We start from the raw sequence: 15533 nt of genomic DNA, 5'->3' as shown, positions 1-15533 counted from the left end.
GACCTCGATCTGATCGAGCACATCAATCCGCGCGGCGCGGCGGAAAACATCACGCCCTTCACCCATGGCTCGGCGCGCTACACCGACATCATGAAGACCGAGGCTTTGCGCCAGGCGCTCGATGCCGGCCAGTATGACGCCGCTTTCGGCGGCGCCCGCCGCGACGAGGAGGCCTCGCGCGCCAAAGAGCGCATCTACTCCTTCCGTACGCCCGACCATCGCTGGGATCCGCGCAACCAGCGCCCGGAACTTTGGAACGTCTATAACGGCCAGATCCGCAAAGGCGAAAGCGTTCGCGTCTTCCCGCTCTCCAACTGGACCGAAGTCGATATCTGGCGCTATATCCAGGCCGAAAATATTCCGATCGTGCCGCTCTATTTCGCCGCAAAGCGCCCGATCGTCGAGCGCGACGGCATGATGATCATGGCGGCCGACCCTCGGCTCGAATTGCTGCCGGGCGAGACCAAGCGCGAGGAGGTCATCCGTTTCCGCACGCTTGGCTGCTTCCCGCTGACCGGCGCGATCCGCTCCACCGCCACAACCCTTGAAGACATCATTGCAGAGCTGGAAATCGCCACGGTTTCCGAACGGCAGGGCCGCGCGATCGACCGCGACCAGTCGGGCTCCATGGAAAAGAAGAAGCGCGAAGGATATTTCTGAGATGACCGTAAACGCAAACGTCGTCACAATTCCCGCCGTTGGGCCTGCCGCGGAGCCGGCCAAGGCAGTTCGCGATTCGCGCCCGCTTCGCCTGATCACCTGCGGCAGCGTCGATGACGGCAAATCGACGCTGATCGGCCGTCTCCTCTGGGATACCAAAGCGGTCAAGGAAGACCAGGCCGCCACGCTTCAGCGCGATTCCACCGGCAAGCAGAACGATCTCGGCCTGCCCGACTTCGCACTGCTGCTCGACGGCCTGCAGGCTGAGCGCGAACAGGGTATCACCATCGATGTCGCCTATCGCTATTTCTCGACCGACAAGCGCTCCTTCATCGTCGCCGACACGCCTGGCCACGAGCAGTACACCCGCAACATGGCGACCGGCGCTTCCACCGCCGATCTCGCCGTGCTGCTGGTCGATGCACGCATGGGCATTCTCGAGCAGACCCGCCGGCATGCGACGATCGCGTCGCTGCTCGGGATCAAGCAGTTCGTGCTCGCCGTCAACAAGATCGACCTGACCAATTACGACCGCGCCGGCTTCGAGAAGATTTCCAATGACTTCCGCGAATTTGCCCTGTCGCTCGGCGTCAAGCAGATCACCGCCATTCCGATGTCGGCGCTGAAGGGTGAAAACGTCGTCTATTCCGGCCAGGCGGCCATGCCTTGGTACACTGGCCCGACGCTGGTCGAAACGCTGGAACTTGCGACGGTGCGCTCGGCGCAGACGGTCGGATTTCGTCTTTCGGTACAGCGCGTCTCCCGCCCCGGCGAGAGCTTCCGCGGCTATCAGGGTACGGTTGCCGGAGGCTCGGTGAAGCCGGGAGACAGCGTCATGATCCTGCCGTCGGGCATGGTCGCCAACGTTTCGAAGATCGTCACCTTCGATCTGGTGCGCAACGCGGCAGTCGCCGGCGATGCCATCACCCTCGTTCTCGACCGCCAGGTGGACGTGTCGCGCGGCGACATGATCGTCGCCATCGACAGCCAGCCGCAGACGGGCCTTTCCTTCGACGCCCAGATCGTCGCGCTGCAGCCGGAAGGGATCGAGCCCGGCAAGCGCTATTGGCTGAAGAGCGGCAGCCGCCGCCAGCGCGTTCAAGTGCAGCCGATCGCTCAGCTTGAGCTGAAGACCGGCGCCTGGGCACCGGCGCAGGCGCTCTGGATGAACGCCATCGGCAAGGTTCGCCTGACTTTCGACGAGAACGCCATCTTCGACCCCTATGAACAGAGCCGCTCGACTGGCTCCTTCATCCTGATCGACCCCGAAAGCAACAACACGGTTGCTGGCGGCATGATCACCGGCAAGCGTTCCGATGTCGGCGGCATCCACAAGGATGGCCAGCGCGTTCTCCTGTCCCTGCCCGCCGATCTTGCCGAGCAGATCATGGCGAGCGAGCTTTTCGCCAGCCGCCGCGACGAAACGGACGTGCGCCGCGTGACCGCCGCGCAGGCGGCGGAGATCTGGGCGAACGCGGCAAGCGACATCTGATCGCTATCGCATCAAAAAAGAAAGGCGGCGGGCTCGGCTCAGCCGCCTTTTTCATTTACAGGGGCTACCCACCCAATTACCCACGATCAGCCGTGGAGCGATCGCCCCAAGCGTGAGATCACTGCAATATCTCACCAAGCGCCGCCAGCAGCCGATCGCATTCCTCATCCGTGCCGATGCTGATACGCAGGAAATCGCTGATGCGATCCGCCGAAAACCGTCTCACCAGAATGTTCCGGCTCCGCAGCTCTGCCGCCAGTTCAGCACCTGACCGGCTCGGATGCCGTGCGAACAGAAAATTCGCGGATGACGGAAGGAGGTGAAAGCCTAGCTCCCCGAGCGCGGTGGCCAGCCGTTCCCGGCTGGCGATGATCATCGCCCGATGACGTTCGAACCAGTCCCGATCTTTCCAGGCGGCTACCGCACCTGCCTGCGCAAGCCGGTCGAGAGGATAGGAATTGAAGCTATCCTTGACCCTTTCCAGCGCCTCGATGAGCGGCCGTTGCCCGACAGCGAAGCCGACACGCAAGCCGGCAAGCCCGCGCGACTTCGATAGGGTCTGGATCACCAGGAGATTCGGATAGCTTCGGACCAGCGGAACGGCGCTATCGCCGCCGAAATCGACATAGGCTTCGTCGATGACGATGACCTGATCGGGATGATCACTGAGAAGGCTCTCGATATCGGCCAGAGGCAAGCCAGTCCCTGTCGGCGCATTGGGATTGGGCAGGATGATCGCGCCGCAGGGCTGGCGATAATCATCGAGGCGGACCCGCATCTCCGCATCAACCGGAACCTGCCGAAACTTGACGCCATAGAGGCGGCAATAGGTCGGATAGAAGCTGTAGGTGATGTCGGGGAAAAGCAGAGGCTCTTCATGGTTCAGCAGCGCCTGGAATGCATGAGCCAGAACCTCGTCCGATCCGTTGCCGACGAAGACCTCGTCCTTGTCGAGCCCGAAGCTTTCAGCGATCACGGCGCGCAATTCTCGCGCCGTCGGATCCGGATAAAGCCGAAGCGTGTCGGACGCCGCCTTCGAAATCGCCTCAAGGGCAAGCGGCGAAGGGCCATAGGGGCTCTCATTGGTGTTGAGCTTGGTTATTCCGCCTGTGGTCGGCTGCTCGCCGGCAACATAGGGGATCAGGGAATAAACGATAGGGCTCCAGAAGCGGCTCATGATGATTTCCAAATTTGGCGGTTGCAGGCTGCGGATCAGCGCGGCAAACTGCATATGAAGACGACACCGTCGCAAAATCGAGCTCCTGCGACAACTGCTTCTAGGCGAGTCCGGAAATTATCTCGCCGATCAGGCAGACGTTCCTTCGGCCTTCCCAAATCTCCGTCTCAGGCAGCCGTCGCCGGCAAAACATCACAGCTCTTTGCGAAAAGCCGCTCGCTCAGGAAATCGACGAAGACGCGGACCTTGGGCGACATGTGGCGATTCGACGGCCAGAGGAGATGGAAATGGCCGGGCTCATCGATGAAATCGCCGAGAACGGTTCTGAGCTTTCCTTCCGCAAGGGTGCTGCGCACCAGGAAATCCGGCATGCAGCCGATACCGAGGCCAGCGACCGCCGCGCCGCGCACCGCCTCCATATTGTTGCAGGAAAAAGCGGTTCGCATGCGCAGATCCAGTTCACCTTCCGGCATTTTCAATGGCCAGTCCTGCAGCTTGCCGCTGTTTGGAAACCGAAACCGGATTGCCAGATGCTCGTTGAGATCACGCGGGCAGTCGGGAATGCCGAAGCGTTCCAGATAGGCGGGTGCGGCGCAGAGCAGCATCTGAAACGGCCGCAAGGTGCGCGATATCAGCCGCGAATCCGGCAGATCGCCGCTGCGGATTGCAACATCGACGCCCTCTTCGATCATATCGACGATGCGGTCATTGAAATCGATGTCGAGTTCGACCTCGGGATAGCGAGCGACGAATTCCGGCACGACAGGCAGAAGGAAGTGGTAGCTGACAATGGGCACGCTGACGCGCAGCCGCCCGCGCGGCACGGCAACCGCCTGTGCAAGCGAAGCCTGCGCATCCTCGAGATCATCGAGAACACGCCTGCAACGCTCGTGAAAGAGGCGGCCCTCCTCTGTGAGCCGGATGCTCCGTGTGGAACGCTGCAGCAGCCGGACGCCAAGCTGGTGCTCCAGATTGCCGACCGCCTTGCCGACGGCGGAGGCCGATAGACCGAGCACGCGTCCGGCGGCCGCAAAGCTGCCGAGATCCGCTGTGCGAACGAAAGCCGTCAGTCCGCTTAAACGATCCACGGGTGCGCTCCATTCGAGAGTTTTATTCCGGTATATAAGGACACATAGCCCGATTATCATCTGATTGCAGCAAATATATCTTCCTCAGGCCATTTGAAGCGCGCGGGCGACGGCCTTTTGGCCAGCATCACTCCCAGGATTGCCTGCCGCTTCCTCCCTTGCTCGAACCAACGGTAATCCGATGACCTCTTTACAGACAAAGGTCGCAAGTCCGACCGAGAAATTCTTCGTCCTCGTCGCCGTCTGCTGTGCGGCGGCGGCGATGCCGCTCACATTCACCGGCCTCGCCGTCGCCCTGCCGGCCATCAGCCGCACGCTCGGCGGCAGTCCGATCGCGCTCAACTGGGTCACCAATGCCTTCATGCTGACCTTCGGCAGCTGTCTGATGGCATCAGGCGCGCTGGCGGACAGTTTTGGCCGGCGGCGCATCTTCCTGACCGGTGTCGGCTGCTTCGCGTTGTTCTCGGCCGGGCTGGCCCTTGCCGGCAACATCGTCTGGTTCGATATACTGAGAGCATTGCAGGGCCTTGGCGCCGCCGCAGCCTTTTCCGGCGGCATGGCATCGCTGGCTCAGGAGTTCGAAGGGTCGGCGCGGATGCGCGCCTTCAGCATTGTCGGCTCCAGCTTCGGCGTCGGTCTCGCCTTCGGGCCGATCGCCTCCGGCCTGATGATCGATGCCTTCGGCTGGCCGTCGATCTTTCTCCTTGTGGTCGTGCTGGCATTGCTTGCCTTCGGCCTCGGCGCCTGCTTCCTGCGCGAGTCCCGCGATCCTGATGCCACGGGACTGGATTGGCCCGGCGCGCTGAGCTTCACGCTCGCCCTGACATTGTTCACCTATGGCGTCCTGCGCGCGCCGGAAACCGGCTGGAGCGATCCGCTCGTCCTTGCCTTGCTGGCCGGCGCTGCATTGCTCTTTCTCGCCTTCGGCATCATCGAGCGCATCGTGAAGCGGCCCATGCTCGATCTCAGCCTGTTTCGCTATCCGCGCTTCGTCGGCGTACAGCTTCTGGCGGCCGCACCGGCCTATGCCTTCGTCGTGCTTTTGATCCTGCTGCCGGTGCGCTTCGTCGGCATCGAAGGCATGAGCGAAGTTGCGGCCGGGCGGATGATGGTCGCGCTTTCGGCGCCGCTGCTCATTCTGCCGATCGCTGCCGGTCTTCTCACCCGGTGGTTCGGCCCCGCAACGATCTGCGGCACCGGCCTCGTCATTTCGGCGGCCGGCCTTTTCTGGCTCAGCCACTTTACTGCCGGTTCGACGCCATCTGCGCTCATCGGCCCGCTGCTGACGATCGGCGTCGGCATCAGCCTGCCCTGGGGGCTGATGGACGGGCTTGCCGTCAGCGTCGTTCCGAAGGAACGGGCCGGCATGGCGACCGGCATCTTCAGCACCACCCGCGTCGCCGGCGAAGGCGTAGCACTTGCCGTCGTCAGCGCCATTCTCTCCGCCTTCATCCAGTCGAACCTTGGAGCGCCGGCGGGGGAATACGCCGCGGCAACTGCGCAACAGCTCGTCACCGGCAATCTCGCAGCGGCGGCCTCGATCGTCCCGGCAATCGGCCACGATGCGCTCCTGCAGAGCTACGGCAGCGCTTTCGGCACGCTGTTGTGGCTGCTGACCGCCATTACCGCCACGACCGCTGTCGTCGTCTTTTCCTTCCTCGGTCGGGCATCGTCACGGAGTGCTGCGGATGAGGATCTGGAGCCGTTGCGGGAGAAGGAAGAGAGGCTTCGCACATCGGAAGCCTAAAATTCCAAGAAAAGCGTATGGCCGTTTCCGTCTGGAATTGCATGGAAACAAAAGGGCAGAGCGTTTTTGCTTCGAAGAAAAGCGGAAACGCTCTGGACGCGCCGCGTCTCCCAGATTCGTTCCTTGAACTTTTCGCATGTCGTCATCGCAAAACCAGGCACAATTTTGCGCGACATGCGCGGACTGTTTTGGCTGCCATCCGTCACGTCATGGCCAGACGGCAAATCGAAGGCGAAAAACGGCTGAAATTCTCACTGCGACGCAACAGAATGTTTCGCAACCACACAAAATGTGCGCACTGAATCGGCGCGCACAGAGTCTTGGCAGCGGCGTCAGGCTGGTGTTTCGACACGCCGCTGCTATATCATATCCCCATGATATCAGACCGGTTTTTGAAGATTATTGCCTGGACCTATCTGGCGGCGCTCATTGGCGTGACGTTTGCCCATCTCAATTGGCAGGCCGCCCTGGGCAATCCCTTCGACATATTCCGCGCCGGCGCACTCTGCTTGGCGGGCATGCTGGCCCGGCTCGCTTATCCGCAATCGCCCTCCTTCACCTGCCTGCTGATGATCGGCAGCGTGCTTGCGCTTTCCGTCTCGCATTTCCTGGCAAACGGCAATTACGGCTCGACGTTCGATATCATCGTCGGCATGACCAGCGGCCTTTGGGGCATCATGATCGGCTCGGCGCTGAGGAAGCTCATCGGTTCGGCCTCCAAGCGGTCGGTGTCATACTGATCAGATCATAAATTGCCGCTCGCTCTGCAATAGAGGCCTTCTGGTATCGCGGGGGTACGCCGATCGTTGCTTGAACGGGATCGAACGGCTTTTTCCGGCATGAAACACCCATTAAAGTATTATTCAAAAATATTCGAATAAAAAAATAGCATACATCATACCACAAAATGACTATTGCGCAGCCAATATTACGCAGTACTTACTATTTAAGTCTGCACATGTTGCATTCGTGCAACTTGAATTTAAAAATCACGGAAAAGTCATTTCAAGAAAAATATATCATATAACTTTGCAGGAATTCGTTTTTAATGAAGGCCAGAAGCGGGTGGGGCCCGTTTCTCCCGAGTCGGGTTTTTTAAACAGGGATAGGGTTGAGGCACGTCGATTTTTCGGCGCGATAGCCTATGCCCAATCTATATTGGATTGGAGTTTTTATGAATATCAAGAGCCTTCTTCTCGGCTCCGCTGCTGCTCTCGCAGTAGTTTCCGGCGCTCAGGCAGCTGATGCCATCGTTGCCGCTCAGCCGGAACCGCTCGAATACGTCCGCATTTGCGACGCATATGGCGCCGGTTATTTCTTCATCCCGGGCACCGAAACCTGCCTCAAGATCGGCGGCATGGTTCGTACCGAAGGCAAGTGGTACGATGCCTATAATCCGAATACCCATAACGGCACGCTGTGGCACACCCGCGCTCAGCTGAGCATCGACACCGCAAGCGACACCGAATACGGTCCGCTCAAGACCAACACCGTTTACCGTTTCGACTGGCAGGATGGCGGCTCGACCACCACGAAGCTGCTCTGGGCCAACATCAGCCTCGGTGGATTCACGATTGGTAAGCTCGATTCTCAGTACAACCTGTACATGGGTTATGCCGGCAACGTCATCAACGACGACGTGGTCTATGACGGCCCCTACGAACTGAACCAGATCACCTACAACTACGATGCCGGCAACGGCTTCACCGCTGTCGTCTCGCTCGAAGACAGCAATTCCGGTTCCGGTGCTACGGGTGTCAACGGCGAAGACAGCTCCAACCACTACGCTCCGGACGTCGTTGCCGGTGCCGGTTACAAGGCTGGCAATTTCGGCTTCAAGATCGTCGGCGGTTACGACTCGATCGTCGAAGAAGGCGCTATCAAGGCTCGCGTCGATGCAGACTTTGGCGTCTTCAAAGCCTTCGTCATGGGCGGCTGGAACACCGACGGCGACAAGCTGAACAAGTATGCAAGCGCGAACGGCGCCGGTCCGGCAAAGGGTATTGGCTGGGGCGATTGGGCTGTTTGGGGCGGCGTCACCGTTCCGATCAACGAGAAGCTGCAGGCGAACGCACAGGTTGCCTACACCGACTCGAAGATCTTCGCAGCGACCGCAAACGTCCGCTGGAACCCGGTCAAGAACCTCCTGGTTCAGCCGGAAGTTTCCTACACCAACTGGGACTCCATCAACCAGGACCAGTGGGCTGGCGTTCTCCGCTTCCAGCGCAGCTTCTAATACCTCGTTTACGAGATCTGATCTGACTTGACCCCTGATCGGATGGAGACCGGCCTGACTTCCAGCGGAGTCGGGCCGGCTCTTCCGAGGCAGGGGTTAGTTTATTCGCCCACCGGCCTGATGGCCGCATTGCAGCGAGAAGCCTGCCGCGCCGCGCAAGGATCGGGCAAATTGCCGCAACTGGACAACGATCGCGCAGTGAACTCTCCATTTCTCGTGTGCCTCATCGACATCGGGCATTTTTTATCGTAGAGACAGCTTATGTCGAACATCTATGCATACGCCTCGCGATTTTATTCGTACCGCTGCTCTCAGCGGAGGCGGGCCTGTGCGTAGTTAGAAGAGACACGACAGCAAAGACCCGAACAGCCGCTAGTCTACCTGGCGGCTTTTTTGTCGCCACGGTATGACCCCTTGAAGGAACCGATACCGTGTTGAATTCCACTGATGACCTGCGCATTGTCGAGATCACGGCGCTGACGCCGCCCTCTCGGATCATAGATGAAATCCCCCGCGACGAGGCCGTGACGGCGACCGTTACCGGCGCCCGCAATGCTGTCCACAACATCCTGCGCAGCGAAGACGACCGGCTGATCGTCGTTATCGGCCCCTGCTCCATCCACGATCCGGCCGCCGCGCACGAATATGCGGCACTGCTCAAGGAGCAGCGGGACCGCTTTGCCGACGATCTCGAAATCATCATGCGCGTCTATTTCGAAAAGCCGCGTACCACCGTCGGCTGGAAGGGCCTGATCAACGATCCGCATCTCGACGGCAGCTACCGCATCGAGGAAGGCCTGCGTATCGCCCGCAAGCTGCTGTGGGACGTCAACGAGATCGGCCTGCCGGCGGGCTGCGAATATCTCGATACGATCACGCCGCAATATATTTCGGATCTGGTGAGCTGGGGCGCGATCGGCGCAAGGACGACCGAGAGCCAGGTCCACCGACAGCTGGCATCGGGCCTCTCCTGCCCCGTCGGCTTCAAGAACGGCACGAATGGCGACGTGCGCATCGCGCTCGACGCGATCGTTGCGGCATCGCAGCCGCATCACTTCCCGGCCGTGACGAAGGAGGGCCTTGCAGCGATCGCCTCGACCCGCGGCAATGAGGACTGCCACATCATCCTGCGCGGCGGCAGAGAGCCCAATTACGATGCCGCAAGCGTCGAGGCGACGGCGGAACAGTCGCTCAAGGCCGGGCTCGAGCCGCGGATCATCATCGATGCCAGCCATGCCAACAGCAGCAAGAATCCGGAAAATCAGCCGCTCGTCGTCACGTCGGTCGCAGGGCAGGTCGCCGCCGGCGACCGGCGGATCAAGGGGATGATGATGGAGAGCAATCTCGTTGCCGGCCGCCAGGATCTCGTGCCCGGCAAGCAGCTGGTCTATGGCCAGAGCATCACGGACGGCTGCATCGACTGGCCGACCTCCGTGCGCACACTGGAAGGCCTGGCAAAGGCCGCCCAGGCACGGCGACGGCTCGTGCGCTGAAACTGTCTTCCATTCGTAGGGTGGATGGGCTCGGATCAGATACGCCGATAGTGCGCGAGGCTCAGATAGTGCTTCCTGGGTCCGCGCACATGCCACATCTCCGCCCAGGCATCGGACGTGCGGAAGAACAGACGGCCCCGATAGAGATCGGGGCCGCAATGATGGACGACACGCTGCGACGCCGCCTCGCCGATGCGGATGAATTCCGAGAGATCGGGGAAACGCACGACAAGGTCGTCATCCGCGTCATCGAGCCGATAGGTGCGGCTGCTTCTGAGCGTTGCACAATTGCTTCGCGTGTCGCCACGCTCCTCGAACTGGACAGGCGTTACGAACGCCTGCCCTTCGAACGTGACCAGGGAGCGGTTGACGCGATCGATGATCCGCCGCCTCACCTCCCATGTGCCAAGAAAGGGCTTCAGCCGGCCAATGCCGGCCGATCTCTCCATCAGGAGGCTGCGCGCTGTGCTGCGTCCGCCTGCCGGCGCGGCAGCTTCCAGCCGGGCCGGGCGAAATGGCACGTATAGCCGTTCGGATAGCGCTCCAGATAATCCTGGTGCTCCGGCTCGGCCTCCCAGAAATCGCCCGCGGGGGCTACTTCGGTGACAACCTTGCCGGGCCACAGGCCCGAGGCATCGACATCGTCGATGGTATCCAGAGCGATCCGCTTCTGATCTTCGCTGGTATAGAAGATAGCCGAGCGGTAGCTTAAACCCACATCGTTGCCCTGGCGATTAAGCGTGGACGGATCGTGGATCTGGAAGAAGAATTCCAGCAGGTCGCGATAGCTGATCTTCTGCGGATCGAAAATGATCTCGATCGCCTCGGCATGGGTGCCATGATTGCGATAGGTGGCGTTGCGGAGATCGCCGCCCGTATAACCGACGCGCGTCGAGATGACGCCCTTGTAGCGGCGGATGAGATCCTGCATGCCCCAGAAGCAACCGCCGGCGAGAACTGCACGTTCTATTGTCATCTTACATCCTCCACTTGATCGATATAGGCGCCATAGCCCTCGGCCTCCATGCGGTCACGCGGCACGAAGCGGAGGGAGGCGGAATTGATGCAATAACGCAGGCCGCCGCGATCGGTCGGCCCATCCGGGAAAACGTGACCCAGATGACTGTCGCCGTTTGCCGAGCGCACTTCGACGCGCAGCATGCCGTGCGACAGATCGGTCAGTTCGCTGACATTGGCGGGCTCGATCGGCTTGGTGAAGCTCGGCCAGCCGCATCCTGAATCGAACTTGTCGGCGGAGGCAAAAAGCGGCTCGCCCGAGACGACATCGACATAGATGCCCGACTGCTTGTTGTAGAGATATTCGCCGGAGCCGGGACGTTCCGTGCCGCTCTGCTGCGTCACGCGGTACTGCTCGGGGGTAAGCTTGGCTATGGCCTCTGCTGTCTTGCTGTACTTGCCCATTATTGTTCTCCTTGCTCCTCGGCACACATTCCGAGCTTGGCCGGATCCTTTTTGGGGACGCGAGAAGGCCGGATAAGGCTCGATCAGCGCTGAGGGAGTGTTTGCAAGGCCAATATAGGCATCACGCGATCGATTTGCCATATTGATCACGCGTGCGTGACGCCCGGCCTCCCCCCGTCCGTGTCTTACCCACCCACTCCGCTCGATGCGGCATAAATTGCAGCAAGCGTCTCGATGCCAGCCTGATCGTCCCTATCGAAGCGGCCGGGAAGCGGACTGTCGAGATCGATCACGCCGAAAACGCTTCCATCCCGGAAGAGCGGCACGACAAGCTCCGACCGCGAGGCCGCATCACAGGCGATATGCCCGGGAAAGGCGTGCACAAGCTCGTTCTCCTGCCGGAAATAGAAACCCGCCCAGTTGAGATCCGGCAGCATCTGAAAGATCAGCGCAGACGTATTGGTGCGTTGGCGATCGGATCGTGCTCGCCTTCCAGCAGGCCTTTAAGCTGATCCGCAAGCTCACGGTAGAATTCCGGCTTGCTATCGTGCCGGATCGCTTTTTCTATGAACATGGTCTTTCGAAGATTTGTTTCGAAGAAAATCAGTCCTTGTCATCCGGAGGGCACGGCCAACCCGACGGCGCCTTCAGCCAGGACGGCAATATGGTCGTGTTGTCTCCGCAAGCCAGGTTGATCTGCGCCTGCTGCAGGCCGCTTGCCTTCGACAGATCGAGGCCTTCGATGCGCGCCAGATACATGAAAGCGCCGCTAAAGGAGGTCGTGCCGTCCATGACAGCGCCGTTCAGCGTCGCACGCGACAGATTGGCAAAGGAGAAATTCGCACCCGTCAGCACGGCCTTGTCGAAATCGGCGCGGCCAAGCTCCGCCTTCTGAAAATCGGCATTCTTGAGCTGCGCTCCGGCGAATTCGGCCCGCTGCAATTCGGCATTGGCAAAGGAAGCGCCGTTGGCGGAGGCGCTGCTGAAATCGGAGCGATAGGCTTCGATCTTGGCAAAATTCGCGCCATCGGCCTTGGCATTTTTCAGCCAGGCACGCACCAGCGTCGCCTTCTCGAGATTGGCGGAGGTCAGATTGGTGTCGCTGAGATCGGTGCTGTCGAAATGCGCACCGGCAAGATTGGCGCCATGCAGATCGCTGGTCTGCAGCATGATGTTGGTCTTGCTGCATCCGCTCCAATCAAGGCCGGGCGCGGCAACACTGCCGCAATCGGCGGCACGCAGCGCATGGGTGCCGGAACTCAGAAGGAACGCCGCGCTCAGCGCCAGAACGCCAAAGCCCGTGGTGATCCCCATTCTCCGCCCAGCAGCACCCGACCGGGCAATGCGACGCCCCTCGGCGCCAGTAAACTTAACCCCGACCGCCCGGGTCTCTCCGTCAACAAGGTTCATTCCGTCACTCCGCCTCGGCAGCAGCCCACCGAACTCTTCCATGAGTCGGACGCACGCCACTCGTCTTTGTATATGGTGCTTCGAGCGACAAAAAGAGCCGGTTTTGTAAAAGCAGGCCTGATGGCAACCTGTAGCGTGGGCGGAGATATGTATTCAGGCTTCAAGCCAGCCCTACAGCCTCTGAACGGGATCTTGGACGAGCCGATTCTTAAGCCGCGAACGGCCATGCAACGCGGCGACCGCGCATCGATCAAGGTGGCCCGAACGCCGGACCAAGTGCGAAACGATATTTCGGGGAAGAGCTTTTCGGGAACAAGATCAGTGTTTTAAGCTGGTCGGAGTGGAGTGATTCGAACACTCGACCCCCACGTCCCGAACGTGGTGCGCTACCAGACTGCGCTACACTCCGTGACCAGCGGCGCTTCTATAGACCAGCCATTTTTGATGCACAAGCACCAATCTCAAAAAACCTTTTGATTTTTGACGAAAAAATTACAGCCGTATCTGCCTAGAAAATCGGCAGGGAACGAGGGCCGAAAGTGCCGGCGTGCAAAAGACGCAACAGATCAGGTAAAATCCCGCTTGTACACGCGGATGGGAATTTTCTTTTGCCGGCTTTGGCGCTAAAGCCCTAGACGGGACAGGTGGAAATGTCGTGGGACAGCGCGGCTTTTCCGCAACCTTATGCGAGACAGAAGCTCAAGGACGACACGATGAATATCCGCATGATCACCGCGGCTGGACTGTTGCTGGCGCTGGCCGGTTGCAGCACCACGACGACCACAACGACCGCAGCTCTCCCGCTGCTTGCGAAGAACCCCGTTCAGGACCGCTGGCAGGGCCAGTCCGCAGGCCGCTTCTTCGCGGCTTACGGCCCGCCGCTCTCCGACCGCGACGAAGGCGGCAATCGCGTTTACACCTGGCGTGGCGGCTACAAGAACGTAACGATCAAGACCAAGGACGGCAAGAAGACGGGCAAACGCTCCCTCAGCTGCAAGGCCGACATCGTCACCAACCAGAGCTACGAAATCCGCTCCGTCAAAATCCTCGGCGACCAGCCAGGTGTCGGCGGACCGTCCTACTGCGCCGAGCTTCTGGCGCCGCCGGAAAAGACTGCAAAAGCCGAGCAAGCGGACTGAGGCCAAGAGCTTCACCGCGAGACAATATCAGCGGGCGGCCTGCGAAGGCTGCCTGTTTTTGTTTGCAGGCCTCAGCGGTTTGCGGCGGCAAGCTCAGCGCAGCTTTTCGGCTTGAGCGTATCAGCAGCCGGGAGGAAGACCTTGTCGATGGCATAGAGCTTGGCAAACGGTGTCTCGGCGGCAAGCTTCACGCCTTGCGGAACCGCACCGCCATAACGATCCTCGGCATCTGCGTCGACGAGCAGAACGAAATCGAAGCGACGACGCCAATCCTTGAGATAAGGCGCAATGCCACCGACGGCCCTGATCTCGTCCGGGCAATCCAGCAGGCTTATGGAAAACAGATTGCCCTCCGGCACGGCGATGCTGCTCCAGGGCGGCAATACGGTCAGCGGCTGCTTGCCTTTGGCGGTAAAGATCGTCGGCACGAAGGAATGAGCGTTGGGGACGGCAAGCGCCGGCAGATGCCGAAACGTATCCTGGTTCCAGGCGAAGTGGCGATGATCCGCAAAACCATGCTCGTCCTGCTGCCGCATGACCGGCAGGATTGCCGCGCCTTCGGGCACAGCCGCGAGAACGGTGCTGACGTCGGCCGCATCGGCCTCTCCCTGCCACCAATTGAAACCGATCCACGCAGTTCTGCCCAAAACGACCGCCGAACGCATGGCGAGAACGAGAAACGCCTCGCGGCGTGGCAAGCGCGGCAAGGGGCAGATCGTCACCATAGCCGCTAGCGCCATCATGATGGGAAAGCGCCAACTGATCCAGCCCGTGCCAAGCATATGACGCGGCACGACACAGGATAGAAACAACAGGCCCGCGGCCGTAACCACCATGCCGGCATGCAGGCCGATATTGCGTGCGTACACTGCATAGATGCAGAGGAAGATGAGCGGGATCAGAAGCAGTGCATCGGCCAGCAGCCCATAGCTCCACAGCGCCGACATGAGGTTTGCCAGGATCAGAACGACTGAATCATTCCAGGATGCATCCAGACTGCCGCCGCCATCGGGCAAGACCGGCTGGTAGAGAAAAAGGCAGATCGCCGGCAGGGCGCAGGCCAGCATCGACACCACGAGCCTGCCGCAAAGGCGCAGGAAATCCCGGGGCGATTTCAAGGCTGCCATCGTCGGCGAAAATTCAAGCCCGCAGACGAGCGCCATATAGAAGCCGAGCGAAAAGAGGTGCATGACGGTGAGCAGCAGACCGGCCAGCAGGCGCCATCCGAACAACACGGCCGGATGGCGGGGCTGCAGAGCATGGTCGGCCGCCGCAAAAAACAGCGCCATGCCGAGCCCGATCTGAAAGTTGATGAAGCCGCCGATCAACGTCGCGCACCAGGCGAAATACAATATGCCGATCTGCCAGTAATAGCCGCCGCCATGCAGGCGCCTGTGCAACGCGATCGCCCCGAGAGGCGGCAGAACGATCGCCAGGAAAAGAAGGCCGCGTGCCAGCAGCGAAACGCCGATCAACGGCCCGAGCCAATAGGCGGCGAGATCGATGCCGACATTGGTGAAGGTCCTGTTCCAGTCGACCGCATAGATCTGATTGAACGGCGGCACGTTGATGCCGCCGGCGAGCAGCCACATGCGCGCATAATGGTTGGGATAGTCGAGGATCGGCGGAAACTTGAAGAAGGCGACGAAAATCGCGACCAGGATCAGAA

General features: G+C 60.5%; 14 protein-coding genes, 1 tRNA gene and 1 pseudogene. 7 read left to right on the top strand and 9 right to left on the bottom strand.

The window, feature by feature from the left end:
* Nucleotides 1–660: sulfate adenylyltransferase subunit CysD (gene cysD / locus Q4Q11_RS26490; RefSeq protein WP_498571325.1), on the top strand; the 660-nt coding region annotated here is incomplete at its 5' end.
* Between the two features lies 1 nt (nt 661).
* A complete protein-coding gene (gene cysN, locus Q4Q11_RS26485; RefSeq protein ID WP_112512169.1) occupies nt 662–2152 on the top strand; it encodes a sulfate adenylyltransferase subunit CysN in 1491 nt (496 codons plus the stop codon).
* A 118-nt stretch (nt 2153–2270) separates the two neighbouring features.
* On the opposite strand, the gene hisC is transcribed toward cysN, so the two are convergent.
* Entirely contained in the window at nt 2271–3329 is a 1059-nt protein-coding gene (gene hisC, locus Q4Q11_RS26480; protein ID WP_498571324.1) for a histidinol-phosphate transaminase, read from the bottom strand.
* 167 nt (nt 3330–3496) lie between these two features.
* Nucleotides 3497–4417, bottom strand: a complete 921-nt coding sequence (locus tag Q4Q11_RS26475; RefSeq protein ID WP_112512167.1) for a LysR family transcriptional regulator — start codon at nt 4415–4417, stop codon at nt 3497–3499.
* 181 nt (nt 4418–4598) lie between these two features.
* On the opposite strand from Q4Q11_RS26475, the gene Q4Q11_RS26470 reads away from it, so the two are divergent.
* From Q4Q11_RS26470 to Q4Q11_RS26455, 4 genes are all read left to right on the top strand, one after another.
* On the top strand, nt 4599–6164 hold the full coding sequence (locus tag Q4Q11_RS26470; protein WP_498571323.1) for an MFS transporter: 1566 nt from the start codon (nt 4599–4601) through the stop codon (nt 6162–6164).
* Between the two features lie 392 nt (nt 6165–6556).
* The gene (locus Q4Q11_RS26465) at nt 6557–6904 is read left to right on the top strand and encodes a hypothetical protein (RefSeq protein WP_113213709.1); all 348 of its coding nucleotides are present in this window, start codon (nt 6557–6559) and stop codon (nt 6902–6904) included.
* 434 nt (nt 6905–7338) lie between these two features.
* Nucleotides 7339–8400 (top strand): porin, encoded by a 1062-nt coding sequence (locus Q4Q11_RS26460; RefSeq protein WP_498571322.1) that lies wholly within the window; start codon nt 7339–7341, stop codon nt 8398–8400.
* A gap of 431 nt (nt 8401–8831) precedes the next feature.
* Nucleotides 8832–9893 carry a 3-deoxy-7-phosphoheptulonate synthase gene (locus Q4Q11_RS26455; protein WP_498571321.1) on the top strand — a complete coding sequence of 354 codons (1062 nt, stop codon included), beginning with the start codon at nt 8832–8834 and terminating at the stop codon, nt 9891–9893.
* Between the two features lie 35 nt (nt 9894–9928).
* Here Q4Q11_RS26455 and Q4Q11_RS26450 read toward each other — a convergent pair whose 3' ends face one another.
* The 6 genes and pseudogenes from Q4Q11_RS26450 to Q4Q11_RS26425 form a co-directional block, all read right to left on the bottom strand.
* Nucleotides 9929–10342, bottom strand: coding sequence for a DUF6314 family protein (locus Q4Q11_RS26450; protein WP_498571320.1), 414 nt, complete (start codon nt 10340–10342; stop codon nt 9929–9931).
* A complete protein-coding gene (gene msrA / locus Q4Q11_RS26445; protein WP_498571319.1) occupies nt 10342–10869 on the bottom strand; it encodes a peptide-methionine (S)-S-oxide reductase MsrA in 528 nt (175 codons plus the stop codon). Before msrA ends, Q4Q11_RS26450 begins: the two co-directional genes overlap by 1 nt.
* Nucleotides 10866–11315, bottom strand: a complete 450-nt coding sequence (gene msrB, locus Q4Q11_RS26440) for a peptide-methionine (R)-S-oxide reductase MsrB (protein WP_112512160.1) — start codon at nt 11313–11315, stop codon at nt 10866–10868. Before msrB ends, msrA begins: the two co-directional genes overlap by 4 nt.
* A gap of 185 nt (nt 11316–11500) precedes the next feature.
* Nucleotides 11501–11889, bottom strand: a pseudogene (locus Q4Q11_RS26435) (GAF domain-containing protein).
* 29 nt (nt 11890–11918) lie between these two features.
* Nucleotides 11919–12629, bottom strand: a complete 711-nt coding sequence (locus Q4Q11_RS26430; RefSeq protein WP_498571326.1) for a pentapeptide repeat-containing protein — start codon at nt 12627–12629, stop codon at nt 11919–11921.
* 428 nt (nt 12630–13057) lie between these two features.
* Nucleotides 13058–13134 (bottom strand) — tRNA-Pro (locus Q4Q11_RS26425).
* 304 nt (nt 13135–13438) lie between these two features.
* Between Q4Q11_RS26425 and Q4Q11_RS26420 the strand changes: the two genes are divergently transcribed.
* Nucleotides 13439–13864, top strand: a complete 426-nt coding sequence (locus tag Q4Q11_RS26420) for a hypothetical protein (protein ID WP_112512249.1) — start codon at nt 13439–13441, stop codon at nt 13862–13864.
* A 71-nt stretch (nt 13865–13935) separates the two neighbouring features.
* Here the strand turns inward: Q4Q11_RS26420 and Q4Q11_RS26415 are convergent, their stop codons facing one another.
* Nucleotides 13936–15531: a hypothetical protein gene (locus Q4Q11_RS26415; protein ID WP_498571318.1), complete on the bottom strand. Its 1596-nt coding sequence runs from the start codon at nt 15529–15531 to the stop codon at nt 13936–13938.
* Between the last annotated feature and the right edge of the window lie 2 nt (nt 15532–15533).

The sequence above is a fragment of the Rhizobium sp. UFLA01-1127 genome (assembly GCF_059803845.1).
Note: the sequence above shows the minus strand (reverse complement) of the source record. Positions and strands in the feature narration are given on the sequence as shown.